The organism is Pseudomonas sp. Sample_11, from assembly GCF_004307505.1.
Classification (GTDB): Bacteria; Pseudomonadota; Gammaproteobacteria; order Pseudomonadales; family Pseudomonadaceae; genus Aquipseudomonas; species Aquipseudomonas atacamensis.
The window spans coordinates 24,312-43,958 of sequence record NZ_RCOD01000080.1; the positions used below are offsets into that span (position 1 = coordinate 24,312).

Consider the following 19,647-nt stretch of genomic DNA (forward strand, 5'->3'; position numbering starts at 1 on the left):
ATATGCAGGTTCTTGTCAGAGGGTTATCGCTCTACTGCGACGCACTTGATCTCCACGAGAAGGCCAGGTCGAGCTAATTCACTGACACCAATGCAGGTCCATGCACAAGTGCTTCTCGGAAATACTTTATCCTTTACGCGTCTGAAAATTGGCATGTGACGGTGCATGTCGACGTGGTAAGTTGTCATTTCTACGACATCTTCAAATTTACAGCCACCTGCCTCCAAGACGATCCGGAGATTGTCCCATGCAGCTAAAAACTGCTGCTCAGGTTCTTCAATGACGGATAATTCCGGCGTCCTGCCTACCTGACCCGCGCAGTAGAGAGTTTTTCCTACCTTTACTGCTGGTGCATAACCCGCGCGCTCGTAGATCAATCTCATGCCATCTGGAACAATGATCTGACGGTCAGTCATGATTGCGGAGCCCCAAGTTAGAACGGTTACGAAAGCTAACTCAGGGGCCAGAGCCGCGTCCACTCAGTTCACTTCTCATCTATTAATCAACCCCACAGGTGCTTTTAGCCGCTGCTGAGTCTTTTTGAACTCATTACCTAATGTGGCTACCTCGATCGATGCAAAAGGCGCGAGCCGGTAGCGTTACTGATCAGAAGCATTTCGATGGTTGGTTCGCTGCTAGGCTGGCTCGTCAGTTCGTGTCGTCATCACCTTGAAATATATCTGCGTAAAGTCGCGCGACTGTAGGGGTAAGGTTATGACCGGCAGGAATGAGAAAGTCGGCGTGTGGTGCGAGCCGTTTTACGTAGATGACTTCGTAAACCCTGCGCACGATTCCAGGTGCTGTTTCTTCCCGGTCCAAGCCAGGCATTATCCCTACCGCTTTGTAACCGGCTTGCTCCAGTGCTTGTTGCATATACGGCGTGCGGGTTGTTGCCATGCCATAGATCAGCCCCGCGCCCATGAACGTGCCGATTTTTTCTCCCAGGTCCTGGGCCGCAACGGCCAGTCTGGCTTGTCTGTGCGGTTTGGCTACCGCGCCGACCCGCCCGAAAATAACGTCAGCACCGTCAATTTTTTCCCACGTGGCGATAGCAACAATCTCATCGTTCTGGCGGACGACGGTAGCGAATATGCCTCGATCCGGATCGTCTTCGAGCACCACGTTGTCTGCGTAGAACTGCTGGTCCAGAAACGGGCTTGCCAACCCCACCGAAATGGAGGGAAACCATGTCCGGAAAAAATCTGTCGCGACATTGATCTCCTCACGTTTCAGGTAATCCCAACTGTAGCCATAGGGTAAATCGGTGAAGCTGCGAATTTGCTCGATCGTTGGCCATTTCATGCGGTTCTGCTCGTTTGTCTGATTGCTTCGATAAGTGGCGCCGGGGGCAGGCCCGAGGGTCAGGGTTATTGGCGGGTGCCGGGGCATGCCTGGCGGCGATCTGCCTGTGGCGCTCGACCACTTCGCCAATGACCAACTGCATCAGCCTCTGCACGATGGCCGTATCCAGCTCGGCCTCCTGAGCAAGTGCTGCCAGACGCTGGTATTGCTGCTGCTCTCTGGCCTCGTCTACCGCAGGCAACTGATATCGGGCCTTGAGCAATCCGACCTCATCGGTACAGCGAAACCGTTCCGCGAGCAGGTGGATGAGGGCGGCGTCGATATTGTCGATGGTTTTCCTGAATGTTGAGAGTTGACGCGCGATGTTGGAGTTTTCCATGAATGACCTCGTGACAGGTGTTCGAAAGAGCTTCTCAATGATTCGTCTGCTGAGCAAAAACCGACCAGTCCTTGTCGCCATCTCCCCTGGCTACCGCCGACGTCATTTTCAATCGCACGGCATCCGCCGCTGGCAACTCCAGCCCCTTGAGACGACCCGCATCGATCGCCAGATTCATATCCTTGAGGCCAAGCGACAGTTTGAATCCCGGTTCAAAATTGCTGCTGACGATGTTCTGCCCATAACGTTGATAACTGGGGCAGGCGAACAGGGTCTGGGTCATGAGCTTGATGAAAATCGAAGGGCTCAGTCCGTGGCGTTGAACGAGTCCGCTGGCTTCGCCCAGCGACTGGATGGCTTGGGTGATCATCATGTTGCCGGCGATTTTCGCGATACAGGCCTGTTCAGGTTGGTCGCCCAGATACCAGGTTTTTTTCCCGAGCAGGTCGAACAGCGGTTGGACGGTCGAGACAGCGGCCTGCGATCCGGCCGCCAGGATATTCAACTCGCCCTTGGCCGCCACGGCGGGCACGCCGAAGACCGGCGCCGCGATCAATGGCATGCCGACGGCTTCATGTTCGCGCTGCAACTCCAACATCAGCGAAGGCGACAAGGTCGACATCACGACATGCACGCAAGCTTTGTCTGCAGTTTCCAGAACAGCGCTGGAGAGCAGCACTTGCCTGACGGCGGCATCATCGGCCAGAAGAGTGATGACTACCTCTTGCTGGAACGCCGAGGCCGGCGTTTCGATAACGCTGATGCCTTCGAGATCCTTGATCGCCGCCTGACTGCGGTTCCATGCCGAGACGTGATGGCCAGCGCGGACGAGCAGTGGAATGATGGCTCTGCCCATGCATCCCACTCCGATAAAACCAATCTTCATTTGCAGTCTCCGGTTGGTATTCGACGACGGTGAATGCAGACAAGTATGTCGGGCACGGGATTGCTACGGCACTGCCATTGCTGCACTCTCACTGTTCATTTTTGTACGGGGGCGGAGCATGGACTGGAGTGATGTGCGGGTCTTTCTCGCGATTGCCCGCAGCGGGTCATTAGGGGCTGCCGCCAAGCTGTTGGGGGTCAGCCATCCGACCGTGGGGCGGCGCTTGCAGGTGCTGGAACAGTTCAGTGGCCAACCCGTTTTCCTGCGTACCAACCAAGGTCTCGTGTTGACCGACAGCGGCGAGAAGCTCCTCAGCCTCGCGCAGGAAATGGAGCAAAGTGCGTTGGCCATCGAAAGGCGCCTCGCGGGGGACAGCGCACAGCCCGAAGGTGTGCTGCGCATTTCCTGCGCTGACTGGTTCGCCTGTTATGTGCTGGCCCCGGTGCTGAGTGAACTGGGCCGGCGTTATCCATTGATCGTGCCCGAGGTCATTGCCGGGCATCGATTGTTTGATCTGGCTCGCCGCGACGCCGACATCGCGTTTCGAATCGTTCCGTTCACCGAACCCGATATCGTGCACCGCAAGCTGATCTCCCTGACTTACGGGTTATACGCAGCCGTTGGATCTGCTGACCCTGAGCCACAGGGCGCCGGGCTGGGTCTGATCACCATGAGTGTTGCCCAGTCTCATTATCCCGATGTGCAGTGGCTGCAGCAGCGTTACCCTCTGGCGCGTACCGTGTTTACCAGTAGCAGCCGCACAGTCCAGGCGCAAATGTGTGCGCAGGGGCAGGGCGTCGCGGTATTGCCCCGCGCTTTGGGCGACCAGTTGACGGCGCTGCGTCTGATCGATTCAGATGAACCGCCACCAGGCCGCGACATTTGGATGGGCTACCACCAGGACATGCGCCAGATGGACAGTCTGCGCGCGCTTGCCGACCTGGCCTCCGTCATGATTGGCACTCAGGCAGGCGGTTGATTCACTCTGCCGGCTGCATGGCCGCCGTTTGCAGCTCTGCAGCAGATTGGCGCGCCAGACTCAGACTCAGTCCTGCGCCTACCACCAGACACGCAGCGATGCACAGTATGGCGACGGTGAAGGCGTGGGTGATGGCCGCCGCGTCCGTGTCCTTGCCCAGAAGCGTGTAAAAAATGCCACCGATGATCGCCACGCTCAGTGCCGTGCTGATTTGCAGGGTGGAACTGGTGATGCCCGCAATCATGCCGGAATACGCCGGTGCCACGCGTCCAGTGATCATGCGCATCAATGTCGGAAGGGCAAGTCCTTGTCCGAAGCCGATCAGAAAGAGAATCACGGCAAGGGACAGCGCAGTGGGCGTGACGGCCGTCGGTGTGTGCGCCACGAGCCAGGCCAATAGCACGAACCCCAGCACTTCGAGTGCCATTCCGAAGGGATTCACATAAGACCCCAGCAAACGCCGGAATAGATGGGTGGCGAGCGGCCCCAGCAAGAAACCAGCGCCGAATGGCAGAAAGACCAGACCTGCACTGAGCGGGCTCGTATGCAGCGCTCCCTGTAAATAGATGGAAAACAGCAGGAAGAACACGCCGATCGCGTAAAAAGTCAGCGCCACCAGCAATGCCCGGCCCAGCCCGGGCGCACGCAGTGCAGCAGGGTTCAGCAACGGCGCGCCTTGCGCTTGATACAAGCGGGCTTCGTAGCGCCAGAACAGCCAGGCCAGGAGTGGCACCGCCGCCAGCGACAGCCAGGCCCACCACGGCCAGCCCGCTTCACGTCCCTCGATCAGTGGAACGATCAGCGCCGCAAGCGTCACCATCGACAACAGCGTTCCACCCAGATCCAGCTTGCTGGTCTGGGGTGCGCGGGTTTCCTTGACCACGGGGATGGCGATCAGAATGACCAGCAACGCAATCGGTAGATTCACCAGAAATATCGACCGCCAGCCCAGGTTCATCAGGTTGAGCGAGATCAGAATCCCGCCAAGTGCCTGGCCGACTACCGACGCCAAACCAAACACCGCACCGTACAGGCTCAACGCCAAGGGTTTTTCCGACTCAGGGAATATCGCCTGCACTGAAGCGAGTGCCTGCGGCGCCATGACAGCGGCCGTCACGCCTTGCAGCGAGCGTCCGGCGATCAACACCCAGGGTGACTCGGCGACACCGCAGATCAGTGAGGCGACGGCAAAGCCAATCAGGCCAACGAAGAACATTCTCATGCGGCCAAAGATGTCGCCAAGCCTTCCGCCGGTGATCAGTGTCACGGCATACAGCGCCGCGTAAGAAGAGATGATCAACTGTTCGGCAGAGGAGGCCGTGCCCAGCGATTGCTGAATCGAAGGCAGCGCTACGTTCACGATGAAGAAATCCAGCGGCGGCAAGAATGCACCGACCAACAGGATGGCGAACATCAGCCAGCGCCGCTGTTCCGGAAGGGCTACTATTTTCTCAGGCATAAGGTCTCCTTTCTGAAACCCTTCGGCTCCAGAATATTTTCGATTGCGAGTCATGCTTTGAATAAGCTGACTTCAATCTAAACGATCAAACCCTGGCTGACGCCTCACATAAATGAACGTCCAATGTTCATTTATGGCAGTGCCGCTGCGCCCCTGCCTCCTCGCAAAATGGCCGCACTGTGGTTCCAGTCGAGCCACACAACCGAAATCGAGGAGTCAGTTATGTCAGGTAAATTCGCTGATCAGGTCGCAGTCGTCACCGGCGCGTCCACCGGGATCGGATTTGCGATTGCACAGGGTTTGATTGCCGAGGGCGCCAGGCGCGTTTACATCACCGGGCGTTCTGCAGCCACGCTGGAGGCTGCGGTGGCCAAGCTTGGCGACAGGGCGGTCGCGGTCATTTCCGATGTCGCGCGCCAGGTTGATCTGGACGAGCTCAAGGCGACGATTGAGGCGCACGGCGATCAACTGGACTCAGTGTTTGCCAATGCGGGTATTTGTGAAAAGAACCCGCTGGGCGAGACCACCGAGGCCGCCTATTTCAACATGTTCGACATCAACGTAAAGGGAGTCTTTTTTACTGTACAGACGTTGATGCCATTGTTGAAAAATGGCGCTTCGATCGTGCTGACGGCCTCTATCTGTTCCAGCAATGGCATGGAAGGACTGAGCCTCTACAACGCCTCCAAAGCCGCGGTACGTTCCTTTGCCAGGACGTGGGCCAACGAACTCAAAGGTCGCAAGATCAGAGCGAATGTCCTGAGCCCTGGCTTCACCCGCACACCGCTGATGGATAACGGCTTGAAGATGAGCGAAACCGACGTCGCCGCGCTGCGTCAGCACGTCGAGCAGATCACGCCATTGGGGTACATGGCCGAGCCTGAGGAAATCGCCTCGTCGGCGCTGTTTCTTGCGTCTGCCGATGCGAAATATGTCAACGGTGTGGAGTTGATGGTCGACGGCGGCCTGTCGCAGATCTGACCACGTGCTCAACCGTAGCGCAGCCCTCGCGCAGGGCTGCCTTCCTCGCTTATGCGCAGCACCTGCAGGAAACCTCATCATGAACAATGAACAACTGACAGCCCGACTGGACGCCCTGGAAAGTCGCGCCGCCATCGAGTCGCTGATCAGCGCCTACGCCAATGCTTTCGACCGCATCGACGCCTCGCTTCTTAGCTCAATCTGGCACGAAGAGTCGACACTGGATCTACCGGGTTTTGGCCAGGCTGGAAACCGTGACGAAATCCTGGCGATGGCGCAAAACAGCTGGCGCCAGATGCCCCATATGCACCACTGGATGGCCAACCCGCTGATTGAAATCGAGGGTGACAGCGCAGTGGGCACGGTAGCTGCGGATTGCCTGTTTCATGACATTGAAAAAGGCCCGGTGCAAGTCAGCGGTCTTTACCACGACAGTTTTGAACGTCGGGACGGAAAGTGGGCGTTCCTGTCACGTCGTTTTGAAATGCATTTCCTGACGCCGTTAAAAGATTGGGTACCCGCAGCGGGCGAAGAACAGTTTGCACCGTTCGAGCAGCTCAAGGGAACGACAGCGAAAAACGAATAGTCCCGGCCCTTGGCTGTTCGACACCCACGTGGCCGTCATGCAGTTGCATGATGGCCACGACAATGGCGAGGCCAAGCCCGTAGGAGTCGGAATTCTGGTGCCGAGACGCATCGCCACGGTAAAAGCGGTCGAAGAGTTTGCCCAGGGTTTCGTCGCCCAGCACCGGCCCTTGGTTCTCCACCTCAATCCGGGCACCTCCGTGGGTTTCCAATACCCGTATCAGAATCTCGGTGCCCTCGTAAGCGTAGCGAACAGCGTTCGCCACCAGGTTGCTCAACGCTCTGCGCAGCAGCAAGGGGTCAGCGAGCACGATACCATCGCCCGTTATTTGGAAGCTCATTCGCCGCTCTTCAGCCAAACCCTCAAAATACTCAGCGATGCGCTGTGATTCGTCATGCAGCGACAGTTGCTGGCGCTCCACTACGGCTTGCGCTTCATCGGCGCGCGCCAGAAATAGAATGCTTTCGACGATGCGCGAGATCCGTTCGAGTTCTTCAAGGTTCGAAGCGATCAGCGCCTGATATTCGTCCTCGCTACGGCATTGGCGAAGGGCAACCTGACAATGTCCCATCAACGACCCGACCGGCGTGCGGATTTCATGGGCAAGGTCGGCGGAAAATTGCGTCAGTCGCTGATAACCCTGAGCAAGACGATCAAGCATCGCGTTATAGGCGTCACTCAGCTGTTGCAATTCAACCGGCGTATCGGCGCTGTCCATACGGCTGTGCAGACGCTCAGGCGTTATGGCTGCGGCATGGGCGGCCATTTTGCGCAGCGGACGCAGCCCGCGACGCAATAACAGATAACCCAGCAACGCGGTTGCCAGAAAGGCCAGGGCCACGGCCAGGTAGATGCGCTCGCGATACGCTGCAAGCATCGCCATTTCCTTGCCCATAAGGTGGGCGGCCGTCAATCGGACTACACGGCCACCCGACGTCGTGACTACGGAGGCGGCGCGCAGCCTTGTTCCCGAGTCGGTCACGCCGCTGCGCAGATCACTGACGCTCAGCTTTGTGTCCTGGCCGATCACCGGCAGTTCAGGCAACGTGACGTTGAGTGGATTGACCTGGATGACCGGTGGCTGCCCCGGCTCTTCAATGATGAAGATGTCGTCTTCGCTGTCGAGCATGTTCTTGAAAATCTGCGGGCTGTCGCGCAGCTTTTCGATGGCGAGTTCGTAATGCAGGAGCTTGCGAAAATGCTCCAGACGGCCCATCACCGCGTGATCGCTGTAGACCAATACCGAGGCCTTCATCGTCTGATACAGATAGAAGCCCGCGCCGGCCACGGCCAGCATCGCGACCATGGCAAACGCCACGGTCGATCGCAGCGTCAGCGAGGGTTGGCGTCGGGACCGCATGGCCTCACCTCGCAGACATAGCCGATACCGCGAATGGTATGGATCAGCTTGATCGGGTAGGGCTGGTCGACCTTGTTGCGCAGGCGCTTGACAGCGACGTCCACCACGTTGGTATCGCTGTCGAAATTCATGTCCCAGACTTCCGAAGCGATTTGTGTCCTGGACAACACATCGCCGGCTCGACGGAGAAACAGATGGAGCAGGGCGAACTCCTTGTTGGTCAGCACGATCACCTGTTGTTGGCGGGTCACGCGGCGCCGGACCAGATCCAGTTCGAGATCGGCAAGGTGGAAATGGTCGGCTTCGCGCACGACACCGCGGCGCAGAATAGTGCGGATGCGCAACAGCAGTTCGGTAAACGAAAAAGGTTTGATCAGGTAATCATCGGCGCCCAGTTCCAGACCGCGAATGCGGTCTTGCAACTGGTCGCGCGCGGTAAGGAACAGCACGGGTACGTCTTGTCTGGCGCGCAACAGCTCGATGATCTGAAAGCCGTCAATCCCGGGCAACATCACGTCCAGCACGATCAGGTCATAGGTCGTATGCAAGGCCATGTGCAGGCCGTCAGCGCCATGCTGGGTCCAGTCGACGTTGTAACCGGACTCACCGAGCCCCTTTTTCAGGTACTCACCTGTTTTGGTGTCATCTTCGATCAGCAGGATATGCATCGTCAGGCGCGCTCGGGTTTCTTCATGACGGGATTCAGTCCGCGACATCGGTATCTCGGCTGTGCAGTGTAACGGGATGAGCGGGCGCAGTCGGTTACATTTCTGTCATACATGGTCAGGGTTGGCGAATGACAAAAATGTCATTCGACGGTCATCGTGACGTCCCGGTCTGCGGTCGAGGATGGCGACACATCAACCCATGAGGAATCGTCGCCATGCAACTCAAAAACGCCCTGTCTACCACGTTCGGTTTGGTGATGCTCAGCGCTGCCGTCATTGCCACCGCCGCCGACATGCCGGTCATCAAACCACTGCGCGGTACGGTGGAAAGCGTCAGCAACAACACGCTGACCTTCACTGTCCGCTCTGGCGCCCAGCAGACGATCGGACTGACTGACAAGACCGGTATCAGCCGGGTATCGAAGGCCAATATCGACTCGATCAAATCCGACAGCTTCATCGGCTCGGCGGCCATCCCGCAGGCCAACGGAACCTTGAAGGCGCTTGAGGTCACGGTATTCGACGCCAGGCTCAAGGGCAGCGGCGAAGGTCATTACGGTTGGCAGAACGCAGACGGCAGCACTGGCACCATGACCAACGGCACCGTTGGCAAACTGTCCAAAACCGACGGCCGAACATTGACCGTCAACTACAAGGGCGGCGAGAAGCAGATTGTAGTACCGGATGATGTGCCCATCGCCTATGTCGAGCCCGGCAAGACCGATGAACTGGTCAAAGGCACCAAAATTGTCGTGTTCCCCGCTGCAGATGGCACCTCCGCACGCGGCATTGCGGTGGGCAAGGATGGCTTCCAGCCACCGATGTAATCACCTGAAAAAGGTTAGGGCGCTGCTGTCTGGCGGCGCCCAGCTACATGGATGGTTTGCAAGGGGAACCACGTGAGACAGAAGAAGCTGCATCCCTGGCCGGTTCGCTTCACCCATTGGATCAATGCGGCCTGCATGGTCTGCATGTTCATGAGCGGTTGGGCTATCTACAACGCCTCGCCACTGTTCAGTTTCAGGTTTCCGGTTTCATTGACCGTGGGCGGTTGGCTGGGCGGGGCACTTGCCTGGCATTTTGCGTTCATGTGGTTGCTGCTGATCAACGGTGCGATCTATGTGCTGTACGGGTTCGTCAGTCGTCATTTCAAACGAGACCTGCTACCCATCGGGATCGCCGCGTTGAAGCATGATCTGACGGCTGTCTTGCGCTTTCGGCTGGTGCATGAAAAGGGTGTCTACAACGCAATGCAACGCTTGATGTATTGGATGGTGCTGGCGGCAGGCGTACTGATCGTTATCTCGGGCGTAGCGATCTGGAAACCGGTTCAACTTCAGGAGCTGGTCGCGTTACTGGGCGGCTATGACGTTGCTCGTTACGTACATTTCGCGGCCATGACGATGATTGCAGCGTTTGTGGTGATTCATCTGGTCTTGGTGATTTTGGTACCGAAAACCCTGTTGCCAATGATCACGGGTGGAGTGCGGACGCCTGATAACGGGAAAAACGGGTCATGACTGAATTTAAAATAACAACGCGTCAGCGCGTCAGGATTGAACCTGCGCAACAGCTTGAACTGGAAAACATTCAGCGCCGGCATTTTCTTCGGGCCGGCCTGACGGTTGGCGCGATGTCGATGCTGACCGGTTGCAACCTGCAGGACGGCGATCAGGTCGACAAAGTGCTTTGGGCCATGTCGCGTTGGAACGACCGGGTCCAGGCGTGGCTGTTCAGTGGACGGAAACTGGCGCCGACCTTCGCCCGCGCGCAGATCACCAAGCCGTTTCCGTTCAACGCTTTCTATGGTCAGGACGATATCCCTGAAGTAGACCTGACCAGTTACTCGCTCGCCGTCTCCGGCCGGATCAGGGACAAGGCGCCGTGGACACTCGAAAGCTTGCGCAAGCTGCCGCAACGCAGCGATATCACTCGGCTGATCTGTGTTGAGGGCTGGAGCGCGATCGGTCAATGGGGAGGTGTACCGTTGAAAACCTTCCTGGAACACATCGGCGCCGACACCACAGCGAAATTTGTCGGTTTCAAATGTGCCGATCGTTACTACTCCAGTCTGGACATGCCGACTGCCTTGCACCCGCAGACGCTGTTGGCACTGGATTACGCTGACGTGGCGCTGCCGCCCGAGTACGGCTATCCGCTGAGGGTTCGGGTCCCCACCAAACTGGGATTCAAAAACCCCAAGCATGTTGTCGAGATTTTCGTCAGCAACGACAACCCGGGCGGGTATTGGGAAGACCAGGGCTACAACTGGTTCAGCGGGATCTGATGAAGCAAAGAACGGAACTGTCACGCCAGGAACACTGGCGAGATTCATGACACCAAGCGTGATATGAGGCATGCCGATGACCGGTATTTCTGCAGTAACGCCAGCACCATCCGACTGGCCAACATCAGAACCCAGGATGCGGGCAACGAGTGATGGAGCAGATTTCCAATCTCTCTTGCAGGCTCAGTCCAGGCCACCTTTACAACAGTCAGATAAAGCTCGCACTCGGATGCTCTTTGATAATCTTGCCGCATGTACCTTCAATGGCGAAAAAAGGGCTATCTGCTCTGATGTTATCGGCACAGGGGGACTGAATGGGTTCGCCATTGCAGTGGCTCTTTCGCCGCTAACCGTCACCTGGGTACCGACCGAGATTGTTCGAGCGCCACTGCGTTCGCCTAGAATACGGACATTTCGCCGTCGCAGTCCCTCTTCAGACGAGAGCACCTTCCTCAACCGGTCAAATTCGGAGGATAGGGGTTACGATTAGACGGGTCTCGAAAGCTTGCTCGCCGTAGGCCAGTATTATTAAGGGAGAAGCAGCTACCGCCAATTCTCATCTGTAGCGTTGAATGGTCTTTCGTTCGCCTGAAGTAGAAAGCCCGATGGCTTCTCTATCGTGGCGAAGGTGGTGATATGAGGCAGGGTCGACTTACAGCCTATTTCCCCCCCGCTGTCATCCCCCGTTGATTCTGAGCATCAGAGAGTTATAGCCCGCCTTCAGAGCTACTTTTGGCCGAAGGTAGTCATTCGTGAACGGCCGCTTTCGGCCAGAAGCAGCCCTGATGGGCGTCCATTTTCGGCTATAAGCGGCAGATCAACCTGAGATTACCTTCGATGAAAAACCGCTAGACGCGAACTCGTGGATGTTTCCGAAAACGTCCAGGCTATAGCTGCCAACAGTATTGGCATAAACGCATGAGGAAGGCTAAGAGAAGGCTGTTAACTAAAATTGCCGCCTCTAACTGATGCGCGGAGATAGCCCTTCAAAGATGTTGAATTCAATCGGACAAATGAGGCGGGGCGAAGACCCAGGCCCAGTACGGATACCGGGCCTTTAGCGTCCGCCGCAACCCACAGCGGGCATCAGTTGTGGTGGGCGTACACTAGCCTTTACGCAGGGTCAGCAGAGGGATGCTGAAGTGCTGTCTTCGGACTCATAGGCCTTCGCCATCAAGCCTTGGCAGCAGGCTTCAATCTAAAGCTGACACCCATACGATTGAAAGCGTTCATCGCAGCAATCGCTACTGTCAGGTCAACCAGATCCTTTTCCGCAAACATCGCCAAGGCGGCTGCGTACGCTTCGTCCGATACGTGGGTCTCGCTTACCCGCGTGACCTCTTCTGCCCAGGCTAATGCCGAGCGCTCCTGATCCGAGAATAGGTGCTGTGCTTCATGCCATACCGGTACTAATACCAGCTTGTCCACCGACATGCCTTCTTTGATCAGATCCCGTGAATGCAGATCAATACAGTGTGCGCAGCCGTTGATCTGCGACACTCTGAGAAACACCAAATGGATCAGTTGGGCTGGCAGGTTGGTTGCAGTGGTCGCAAAGTGATGCAAACCTCCAAGCGCCTTGGCTGCACTAGGTGAAATTTGAAACCAATCGAGGCGACTCATGATTAATTCCTCTCTGTAGGGCGATATTAAGCGTGGGACTTGCGGCTCATGGCTGCCGAGCCGGGCGAACGGCTCTCCCGAAATCAAAAAGCAAGGCTCAGCTTCAGGCATCGCTGCCGACCTTTGTACTTCGACCGTCTGGGGGCACCGGCTTCAGGCAACTGTTTCATGAGTCCTAGCTTCGATTTCCTCATGAAAGAACGTGTGCACATCGTCGTACCCTATTTTCTGCGCCGTTTTTAGCGCGTCCGTCCCTTTTGCTGTCCCTTCAACGGTGAAGTAATGCACCTGATTGAGACCGATGGTTTTCAGCACTGCGGATAGGTAGGGACGAAGAAAGTCGGGTTGCCGGGCCCTCTCACCGCTAATGTAGCCGCCGGTGGCTACGGCAACGTAGACGGGGCGATCCAATAACGTTCCAACCTTACCTTTTGATGTGCTCAGGAAAGTTTTTCCGACGCGTACAACGTGGTCAATCCAGGCCTTGAGCGGAGAGGGCACGCTGTAGTTGTGCATGGGAGTAGCGATTACCAGTACATCGCAGGCATTCAACAGGATGATCATTTGGTCGGAGCGACTCAATGTACCTTTCTGATCCTCGGTAGCTATTTCGCTCGGATGGGCCAAGGCATGGGCATAAGTCGCATCGACTGGCGATAACGTGTTCAGGTCTATATCCGTCAGTTCAATCCCGCGTATACCAGCGCGTACTGTCAGAGCGTGCAGAATCCGCTCAGACAGTTTCAAGCTTTCAGATGCATTACCGTTGGGACTGGCAATCAGGCGAAGGATTCGCAAAGGAGCGAGTGGCTTCTGAGACGGGTTCATGATATTGCCTCCTGTACGGGTGATGCGGTCATGGGGTATCGAACTGTTTTTGAAAACGCAGCGCGCCGGTATAAAGGCCTTCGCGGAAGTAGAAGCGTTGGGCGCGCGCGTTGGCCAAACCCGTGTCAAGCACAAGGCGAGCACAACCGCTGGCACGAGCCAGTCGTTCCAGAGCTCGCAATAATCGGGAGCCCCACTGGCCGCCGCGCTGGGCTTCATCGGTGATGAGGTCATCGACATACAAGAATGGGCCATAAATCAGATTCTCCTGAAGGCGGTAACCTGTAAGCGCCACGAGAGCCGATGACTCGAAGGCTCCAACCAGGCGATAGCCGCCGGCTCGCATTCGTTCGATACGACTCATAAAATCGGCCTCGCTTGTTAGGTGGGGGCGCAATTGCTGCATTACCGGGAAAGCGATTTTCAAGTCATGGCGGCTGTCTAGAGGACGCAGGGCAGTGTCGGCCAAGTCGAGCACGCTGGGCACGTAGTCTTGAAGATTGAACGTCATGGGAGAGGCCTTAGTGGGTTGTGATGGTCAAATCTTGAACTAACATTGCCTCAATTTATTGAACCAAGAAGTGAGATATGAACTAGGCCATGATGACTTCCTGTTCGCACCCTTTCGCCTCCTTGGATGGGCAACCCGGCTCGCCTCTGTACCGTCAGTTATATGACCGAGTACTCGCCGCCATCGCCGCTGGCACGCTTTCCCCTGGTGACCGATTGCCTTCGGTGCGAGCTCTCGCCAAGGATCTCGGCGTTGCTCGTGGCACCATCGAGCTGGCCTATTCGCTGCTCACGAGCGAGGGCTACCTCTTGGCCCTGGGGCAGAAGGGCACCGTGGTCAATCCCGAATTGCAGAAGCCGCTACTGTCTGCCCCCGCTTTATCCGTCAGCAGCGAGGTGATTGAAAACTCCCCAGACGCACTATGGCGTCCACCGCAACTTTTGCCGTTTCAGATGGGAGTGCCTGCAATGGATGAGTTCCCACGCAAGATCTGGGCGCGCTTGGGTGCCCGTTATCTGCGAGGCATGCGTTCAGGCGATCTGGACTATCCGCCGCCGCACGGCCTGCCTGCCTTACGCAGCGCCATAGCCTCATATCTGCAGGTGTCTCGAGGTATCGATTGCGGCGCCCATCAGGTATTTATCACCAGCGGCTGGCGCAGTAGCCTGTCGCTGATCGCACATACTTTACTGCGCGCAGGGGAGCGAGCCTGGGTCGAAGATCCTGGCTACCCAACCACGCGCCAAGTGCTTCGTCAATTCGGTATTGAGCTTGAGGCAGTGCCAGTTGATGCCGAAGGTATGGATGTGGAGCAGGCCATTGCCAGGCATCAGGCTGCACAGGTCGTCATGGTGACGCCGGGGCATCAAAGCCCATTGTGTATGGCGCTGTCTTTGCCTCGGAGACAGTTGTTACTCGATTGGGTGGCCCGGAGCGATGCCTGGGTTGTCGAGGATGATTACGACGGCGAGTATCGCTATGTCAGTCGCCCCTTGCCGGCGTTGGCGAGCTTGGATCGCAACGGGCGCGTGCTGTACGCCGGAACTTTCAGCAAGGTGCTTTTCCCCGGTATCCGCCTTGCCTACCTAGTGGTGCCTCAGGGGCAAGTGGCAGCGTTTGAGCGTGTAAGTCGGGCGTTATTCTCCGCAGGCTCGCCAGCGATTACTCAAGCGCTGGTCGCAGAGTTCATTGTCGAGGGGCATTTCACTCGGCACATTCAGCGCATGCGAAGGCTCTACAGCGAACGACGCGCTTTGACTATTGAAGCGTTGGAGCGGAGTTTACCCAATGGACTGCTGGTGGAGCGCTCGCCAGGGGGGATGCACCTGGTACTCCGTTTGCCGGAGGGAGTAATCGACACCTCCCTGGCTGAGCAGCTGCTGGCCAAAGGCATCGCCGTGCAACCCTTGTCGCGATGGAGTGTTTCGTCGCGGCGTCAATCTGGGCTGCTGCTGAGCTTCACCAACTGCGCCTGCGCTGCTCAGGGCGAGCAGCTTGGCGCGTTTATAAACCGTGCGCTCAGTTGAGGTTGGCTTTGGTCAGGCCGAACACCTCATCCGACGAACCAGGGACTGCCTGAAAGGCCACATTGAGGCGATTCCAACCGTTGATGGCGACAATCAGGAACGACAAATCCGACAGATCCTGTTCGGAAAACTGCTCACGCACATCCGCGTAGAGGCTTTCAGGTACACCATGGGATGGCAGTTGGGTCAGGGCTTCTGTCCAGGCGAGCGCCGCGCGCTCTATTGGCGAGAACAGTTGCGATTCACGCCAGACCGCAATGTGATGGAGGCGCAATTCGCGCTCGCCATGGATCTTGGCTTCCTTCACGTGCATATCCACGCAGAACGCGCAGCCATTCAATTGAGACGCCCGCAGCATTATGAGGTGGGCCAGGTCAGCCAGTAGCGGCTTCTTACTCAGTTGCATCGTCAGCTCCACCAGCTTATTGGAAGCCTGAGGCGACTGTTTGAAGTAATCAAGACGATTGTTCATGGCGGTCACTCGCAGCGGGTTTAGGGTTGTTGGAGCCCACAGTAGCCACGCGTGGTCTAGTCAGACAGGGCCAAGAAAAGACCTTTCAACTAAGCCATACAGTTCTGATTCGCGATTTGCCGTTCGCCGATGTTGCCAAGCCGGTTGTCCGTGAACCCGGCGGAAGGCGACCCAAAGCCGGTGTATAAACTGGCACAGTAAGCGGCAACTGAGTTGCGATGCGCGATAGTTCTGGGGTGGATAACAGGTGCAGCGCCTTTGTGAAGACTGATTCCTCTCGCCGGTCGACAACGCCGAAACAGATCGCAAGAGAGTGGGGCGGTGGGCGGTCAATCCGCAGTTCGCAGAGCAACTCGGGCGTGTTTACGAAGAGTGGAGTGGCATTTTCCTCTCAAAGAAATTCGATGCGACCGGATTTTCAGTCCTATAACGCACTTGAGAACACAGCCATTGGTGCGTGTCAAAAAAACCTTTTTGTCGTCATTTCGACAAAAACGAATAATGGTCAAATTGACTCGGTATAGCTTCAGCACCCTGATTTTTATGACGTTTGAGGTTGGCATGAAATGTGTCAGTGATGGGTAAATGGTTTAATACCCAAGGAGCTGAAACATGAAAAGTGAGTTCGACAATCGTGTCGCTGTGGTAACCGGAGCAAGTTCAGGCATCGGACTGGCAGTCGTTCAACGATTACTAAGCTATGAAGCGACGGTAGTGGCGATGTCCCGTGGCCGGGGCGGCCTGGCTGCACTCAAAGACGTTCATGGTGATCGCCTCCATATTGTCAGTGGCGATGTTACGGTAAGTTCGGATCTTGAGAAGCTTGCACACTGCGTCTCCAGAATCGGGCCTGTAGATTTTCTAGTACCGAATGCAGGAGTCGCTGTATTTGAAGACAGCTTGGCGAGTGAGGGATTCGAGCGAAATTGGGCCATCAACGGAGCAGGTGCGCTTAACACGCTTTCAGCTTTGCGAGCCCAATTGGCGAGACCCGCTTCGGTTGTATTTGTGGGGACTTTTCTTTCCGCTTTGGCCTTCCCAGGCTTGGCTGGCTACATTGCGTCGAAAACAGCACTGACAGCGCATGCTCGAACCTTAGCCGTCGAACAGGCTGAGGCCGGAGTTAGAGTGAACGTCGTATCGCCAGGGCCAACAGCTACGCCGATCTGGCGATCACTAGGGTTGGATAATGCGACGTTGTCCTCAGTCGCGGAAACGGTCAACCAGCGCTTACTAGAGGGTAAGTTCCTTGAGCCGGAAGCGGTGGCAGATGTGATTCTGTTCCTTCTATCAGAGCGAGCACGTGGCATTTACGGCCAAGATGTTGTGGTAGATGGGGGGTATACCTTGCGGTAGGCGTTAGAAACGCATTGAGGTCGAGGAGACACCTATCCGGTGCGGATCGTGCTCTCGGCCTCTATTTTCTGCGCTAACTTTACCTCTAATTGACGTGATCAACTCGGGCCCTTGATTAAGTACATTCTCCACATAGTTGCCCACCTTTTATCAATGAAATTCTCAGCTGGCCAGTGCCGTCACGCCCAGCTTGCCTTGAAGGAAAGACGAACATGGCAAGCCTGCAGCGGTGACCACTTTGCCATATGCATGGCTCATCTAGGTCCGCTTTTGGCTCAGAGTGTGTCAAAACCGCTTGTTAGCGGCTTCCACTCTAATGTTTTTTCCTACTCAGCCCAGGTCAGACATCAGTTGCTCAGATTCAGTATAAGATTCCGGAAATCAGCAGGTACGCCGAAAACGTGGGCTAGATGCTAGAAATCTGGGGGTTGGATGATTGCAAGCAACGTTTCATATCTTTGTCCGGTTTGTGGATACCCCGGGCTTGAAGAGCCTCCATACGATGAGGTTGGCTGCTCTTCTTTTGGCATGTGCCCGTCCTGCGGTACGCAGTTTGGCTATGATGACGCAACATCTGCTCATGCTGATTTGCGGAAATTATGGATCTCTAAAGGAATGCTTTGGTGGAGCAAAGCTCAAGCGTCGCCGAGTGGTTGGGACCCGGTAAGGCAACTACAGGCGGTTGAAAAACGCATCAATATCTGAACAGAACACCGCTCTTAGCCCTGCTATGATTTCTGAGGATTTCATCGCAGGGATCGCCCATGAAGCGCTTTATCCAAGGTGAACATCGAGGCCAAGAAACCTTCCTTCCCGCGAGCCTCGACGATTACGTCACGGATGCCAATCCGGTGCGCGTAGTCGACGTCTTTGTCGACGAACTCGACCTGGTCAAACTGGGTTTCGAAGGCGCCATACCGGCTGATACTGGCCGGCCGGCTTACCATCCCGCGATCCTGCTGAAAATCTACATCTACGGCTATCTGAACCGCATTCCATCGAGTCGGCGTCTTGAACGAGAAGCCCAACGCAACGTCGAGCTGATGTGGCTGACTGGACGTTTGATGCCCGATTTCAAGACCATCGCCAACTTCCGAAAAGACAACAGCAAGGCCATCCGAGGTGTCTGCCGCCAGTTCGTGGTGCTGTGCCAGCAGCTAGGACTGTTCGAAGAAAATCTGGTCGCCATCGACGGCAGTAAATTCAAGGCCGTCAATAACCGCGACCGCAATTTCACCAGCGCCAAGCTGAAACGGCGGATGGAAGAAATTGAATCAATTATCAATCGGTACCTGACTGCGCTCGACGAAACCGATCGGCAAGAACCCTCGGTCGCTCAGCCCAAGGCTGCTCGTCTGCAAGAGAAAATCGACAAACTCAAAGCTCAGATGAAAGAGTTGCAGGTCATTGAAACTCAGCTCAACGAATCACCGGATAAACAGGTCTCACTGACCGATCCAGACGCCCGTTCCATGATGACGCGCGGCACTGGAATCGTCGGTTAGAACGTGCAGACAGCGGTCGATACCCAGCACCATTTGATCGTTGCGCATGAGGTGACCAACGTCGGTTCCGACCGCGATCTACTCAGCTCGATGGCCAAGCAGGCCCGCGAGGCGATGGCGTCAGATACGTTGTCGGTAGTGGCTGACCGAGGTTACTTCAAAAGCGAACAAATCCTGGCTTGTCACGATGCAGGCATCACCGCCTATGTGCCCAAACCGATGACCTCTGGAGCCAAGGCTGACGGACGTTTCAATAACGATGCCTTCATCTATGACGCGGCAAAAAACGAATACATCTGTCCCGCTGGAGAGGCGTTGATCTGGCGCTTTTCCAGCGTTGAAAAAGGCCTGACGCTGCACCGTTACTGGAGTTCTAATTGCCAGGGATGCGTGCTGAAATCGAAGTGCACACCGAGCAAGCAACGACGAGTTCGGCGATGGGAGCATGAAGACGTATTGGAGGAGATGCAGCTTCGGCTGAGCAACGCGCCGGACATGATGCGAGTCCGCAAGCGTACGGTCGAGCATCCCTTCGGGACACTCAAACAATGGATGGGCGCCACACATTTCCTGACACGAAAGCTGAACGGAGTAAGTGCGGAGATGAGCTTGAACGTCCTCGCCTACAACTTGAAACGAATCATGAAAATTCTCGGTACCAGCAGTTTAATGAAGGCGCTGTCGGCCTGAAGAGGTCTGTATTTTGGCCACCCAGCAAGGTAGAAGCGGCGCGAGGGGCTCCCAGACCCTCGTGATGATCCGCAGGACTTGTTGTGAGCAATTACTCAACTAACAACCGTCAGCGCTGCGCGCCGACAGTGCATCAGCGCGTTTTTACACACTCTGGGCCGATAGCGGCCCTTGAAGACTGACAGGTGGAATTCCTGCCTATGTTCAATGGCCCCTACACCTAGCCCAGGCGTGGGGACCCTTTCTTGC

Annotated in this window: 19 protein-coding genes and 1 pseudogene; 9 read left to right on the top strand and 11 right to left on the bottom strand. The window is 56.3% G+C overall.

Translation table 11 applies throughout. The features are described from left to right. Positions 1 to 23: 23 nt before the first annotated feature. From D8U60_RS21830 to D8U60_RS21845, 4 genes are all read right to left on the bottom strand, one after another. The gene (locus D8U60_RS21830; protein ID WP_009049394.1) at positions 24 to 416 is read right to left on the bottom strand and encodes a RidA family protein; all 393 of its coding nucleotides are present in this window, start codon (positions 414 to 416) and stop codon (positions 24 to 26) included. A gap of 232 nt (positions 417 to 648) precedes the next feature. After that, entirely contained in the window at positions 649 to 1,302 is a 654-nt protein-coding gene (locus D8U60_RS21835) for a hypothetical protein (protein ID WP_110599395.1), read from the bottom strand. Then, on the bottom strand, positions 1,223 to 1,681 hold the full coding sequence (locus tag D8U60_RS21840; protein WP_130900912.1) for a chorismate mutase: 459 nt from the start codon (positions 1,679 to 1,681) through the stop codon (positions 1,223 to 1,225). Before D8U60_RS21840 ends, D8U60_RS21835 begins: the two co-directional genes overlap by 80 nt. 34 nt (positions 1,682 to 1,715) lie before the next feature. Next, entirely contained in the window at positions 1,716 to 2,567 is an 852-nt protein-coding gene (locus D8U60_RS21845; protein WP_042609811.1) for an NAD(P)-dependent oxidoreductase, read from the bottom strand. 118 nt (positions 2,568 to 2,685) lie between these two features. On the opposite strand from D8U60_RS21845, the gene D8U60_RS21850 reads away from it, so the two are divergent. After that, positions 2,686 to 3,546, top strand: a complete 861-nt coding sequence (locus tag D8U60_RS21850) for a LysR family transcriptional regulator (protein ID WP_122704478.1) — start codon at positions 2,686 to 2,688, stop codon at positions 3,544 to 3,546. A 1-nt stretch (position 3,547) separates the two neighbouring features. On the opposite strand, the gene D8U60_RS21855 is transcribed toward D8U60_RS21850, so the two are convergent. Continuing rightward, on the bottom strand, positions 3,548 to 4,960 hold the full coding sequence (locus D8U60_RS21855; RefSeq protein WP_241663566.1) for an MFS transporter: 1,413 nt from the start codon (positions 4,958 to 4,960) through the stop codon (positions 3,548 to 3,550). 267 nt (positions 4,961 to 5,227) lie between these two features. Here D8U60_RS21855 and D8U60_RS21860 point away from each other — a divergent pair, with 267 nt between their 5' ends. Both D8U60_RS21860 and D8U60_RS21865 read left to right on the top strand, forming a co-directional pair. Continuing rightward, entirely contained in the window at positions 5,228 to 5,986 is a 759-nt protein-coding gene (locus tag D8U60_RS21860) for an SDR family oxidoreductase (RefSeq protein ID WP_039760604.1), read from the top strand. Between the two features lie 79 nt (positions 5,987 to 6,065). Continuing rightward, complete coding sequence (locus D8U60_RS21865; RefSeq protein WP_130900913.1) at positions 6,066 to 6,572, top strand: nuclear transport factor 2 family protein; 507 nt, start codon at positions 6,066 to 6,068, stop codon at positions 6,570 to 6,572. On the opposite strand, the gene D8U60_RS21870 is transcribed toward D8U60_RS21865, so the two are convergent. Together D8U60_RS21870 and D8U60_RS21875 are read right to left on the bottom strand one after the other, a co-directional pair. Then, complete coding sequence (locus tag D8U60_RS21870; protein ID WP_130900914.1) at positions 6,544 to 7,932, bottom strand: heavy metal sensor histidine kinase; 1,389 nt, start codon at positions 7,930 to 7,932, stop codon at positions 6,544 to 6,546. The two genes, D8U60_RS21865 and D8U60_RS21870, sit on opposite strands and share 29 nt — an antisense overlap. Then, positions 7,905 to 8,600 carry a heavy metal response regulator transcription factor gene (locus tag D8U60_RS21875; protein ID WP_039760267.1) on the bottom strand — a complete coding sequence of 232 codons (696 nt, stop codon included), beginning with the start codon at positions 8,598 to 8,600 and terminating at the stop codon, positions 7,905 to 7,907. Before D8U60_RS21875 ends, D8U60_RS21870 begins: the two co-directional genes overlap by 28 nt. 215 nt (positions 8,601 to 8,815) lie before the next feature. Between D8U60_RS21875 and D8U60_RS21880 the strand changes: the two genes are divergently transcribed. From D8U60_RS21880 to D8U60_RS21890, 3 genes are all read left to right on the top strand, one after another. After that, positions 8,816 to 9,427, top strand: coding sequence for a hypothetical protein (locus D8U60_RS21880; RefSeq protein ID WP_130900915.1), 612 nt, complete (start codon positions 8,816 to 8,818; stop codon positions 9,425 to 9,427). A gap of 72 nt (positions 9,428 to 9,499) precedes the next feature. Beyond that, on the top strand, positions 9,500 to 10,120 hold the full coding sequence (locus D8U60_RS21885; RefSeq protein ID WP_130900916.1) for a cytochrome b/b6 domain-containing protein: 621 nt from the start codon (positions 9,500 to 9,502) through the stop codon (positions 10,118 to 10,120). Beyond that, positions 10,117 to 10,887, top strand: a complete 771-nt coding sequence (locus D8U60_RS21890; RefSeq protein WP_039760272.1) for a molybdopterin-dependent oxidoreductase — start codon at positions 10,117 to 10,119, stop codon at positions 10,885 to 10,887. Before D8U60_RS21885 ends, D8U60_RS21890 begins: the two co-directional genes overlap by 4 nt. Positions 10,888 to 12,060: 1,173 nt before the next feature. Here the strand turns inward: D8U60_RS21890 and D8U60_RS21895 are convergent. From D8U60_RS21895 to D8U60_RS21905, 3 genes are all read right to left on the bottom strand, one after another. After that, positions 12,061 to 12,510, bottom strand: coding sequence for a carboxymuconolactone decarboxylase family protein (locus D8U60_RS21895; protein ID WP_122506013.1), 450 nt, complete (start codon positions 12,508 to 12,510; stop codon positions 12,061 to 12,063). A gap of 153 nt (positions 12,511 to 12,663) precedes the next feature. Next, positions 12,664 to 13,338, bottom strand: a complete 675-nt coding sequence (locus D8U60_RS21900; protein WP_123442617.1) for an NAD(P)H-dependent oxidoreductase — start codon at positions 13,336 to 13,338, stop codon at positions 12,664 to 12,666. A gap of 28 nt (positions 13,339 to 13,366) precedes the next feature. Beyond that, the gene (locus D8U60_RS21905; RefSeq protein WP_122506015.1) at positions 13,367 to 13,849 is read right to left on the bottom strand and encodes a GNAT family N-acetyltransferase; all 483 of its coding nucleotides are present in this window, start codon (positions 13,847 to 13,849) and stop codon (positions 13,367 to 13,369) included. An 89-nt stretch (positions 13,850 to 13,938) separates the two neighbouring features. On the opposite strand from D8U60_RS21905, the gene D8U60_RS21910 reads away from it, so the two are divergent. Next, positions 13,939 to 15,375 carry a PLP-dependent aminotransferase family protein gene (locus tag D8U60_RS21910; protein WP_130900917.1) on the top strand — a complete coding sequence of 479 codons (1,437 nt, stop codon included), beginning with the start codon at positions 13,939 to 13,941 and terminating at the stop codon, positions 15,373 to 15,375. On the opposite strand, the gene D8U60_RS21915 is transcribed toward D8U60_RS21910, so the two are convergent. Next, a complete protein-coding gene (locus tag D8U60_RS21915; protein WP_122506017.1) occupies positions 15,368 to 15,847 on the bottom strand; it encodes a carboxymuconolactone decarboxylase family protein in 480 nt (159 codons plus the stop codon). The genes D8U60_RS21910 and D8U60_RS21915 overlap by 8 nt on opposite strands. A gap of 612 nt (positions 15,848 to 16,459) precedes the next feature. Between D8U60_RS21915 and D8U60_RS21920 the strand changes: the two genes are divergently transcribed. Next, entirely contained in the window at positions 16,460 to 17,203 is a 744-nt protein-coding gene (locus D8U60_RS21920) for an SDR family oxidoreductase (protein ID WP_123442615.1), read from the top strand. A gap of 764 nt (positions 17,204 to 17,967) precedes the next feature. Next, a pseudogene (locus tag D8U60_RS21930) lies at positions 17,968 to 19,398 on the top strand (IS1182 family transposase). Positions 19,399 to 19,647 lie beyond the last annotated feature (249 nt).

Coding starts and splice junctions, on each gene's coding strand:
- D8U60_RS21830 (WP_009049394.1), bottom strand. CDS start 416: ATGACTGACCGTCAGATCATTGTTCCAGATGGCATGAGATTGATCTAC.
- D8U60_RS21835 (WP_110599395.1), bottom strand. CDS start 1,302: ATGAAATGGCCAACGATCGAGCAAATTCGCAGCTTCACCGATTTACCC.
- D8U60_RS21840 (WP_130900912.1), bottom strand. CDS start 1,681: ATGGAAAACTCCAACATCGCGCGTCAACTCTCAACATTCAGGAAAACC.
- D8U60_RS21845 (WP_042609811.1), bottom strand. CDS start 2,567: ATGAAGATTGGTTTTATCGGAGTGGGATGCATGGGCAGAGCCATCATT.
- D8U60_RS21850 (WP_122704478.1), top strand. CDS start 2,686: ATGGACTGGAGTGATGTGCGGGTCTTTCTCGCGATTGCCCGCAGCGGG.
- D8U60_RS21855 (WP_241663566.1), bottom strand. CDS start 4,960: ATGTTCGCCATCCTGTTGGTCGGTGCATTCTTGCCGCCGCTGGATTTC.
- D8U60_RS21860 (WP_039760604.1), top strand. CDS start 5,228: ATGTCAGGTAAATTCGCTGATCAGGTCGCAGTCGTCACCGGCGCGTCC.
- D8U60_RS21865 (WP_130900913.1), top strand. CDS start 6,066: ATGAACAATGAACAACTGACAGCCCGACTGGACGCCCTGGAAAGTCGC.
- D8U60_RS21870 (WP_130900914.1), bottom strand. CDS start 7,932: ATGCGGTCCCGACGCCAACCCTCGCTGACGCTGCGATCGACCGTGGCG.
- D8U60_RS21875 (WP_039760267.1), bottom strand. CDS start 8,600: ATGCATATCCTGCTGATCGAAGATGACACCAAAACAGGTGAGTACCTG.
- D8U60_RS21880 (WP_130900915.1), top strand. CDS start 8,816: ATGCAACTCAAAAACGCCCTGTCTACCACGTTCGGTTTGGTGATGCTC.
- D8U60_RS21890 (WP_039760272.1), top strand. CDS start 10,117: ATGACTGAATTTAAAATAACAACGCGTCAGCGCGTCAGGATTGAACCT.
- D8U60_RS21895 (WP_122506013.1), bottom strand. CDS start 12,510: ATGAGTCGCCTCGATTGGTTTCAAATTTCACCTAGTGCAGCCAAGGCG.
- D8U60_RS21900 (WP_123442617.1), bottom strand. CDS start 13,338: ATGAACCCGTCTCAGAAGCCACTCGCTCCTTTGCGAATCCTTCGCCTG.
- D8U60_RS21905 (WP_122506015.1), bottom strand. CDS start 13,849: ATGACGTTCAATCTTCAAGACTACGTGCCCAGCGTGCTCGACTTGGCC.
- D8U60_RS21910 (WP_130900917.1), top strand. CDS start 13,939: ATGATGACTTCCTGTTCGCACCCTTTCGCCTCCTTGGATGGGCAACCC.
- D8U60_RS21915 (WP_122506017.1), bottom strand. CDS start 15,847: ATGAACAATCGTCTTGATTACTTCAAACAGTCGCCTCAGGCTTCCAAT.
- D8U60_RS21920 (WP_123442615.1), top strand. CDS start 16,460: ATGAAAAGTGAGTTCGACAATCGTGTCGCTGTGGTAACCGGAGCAAGT.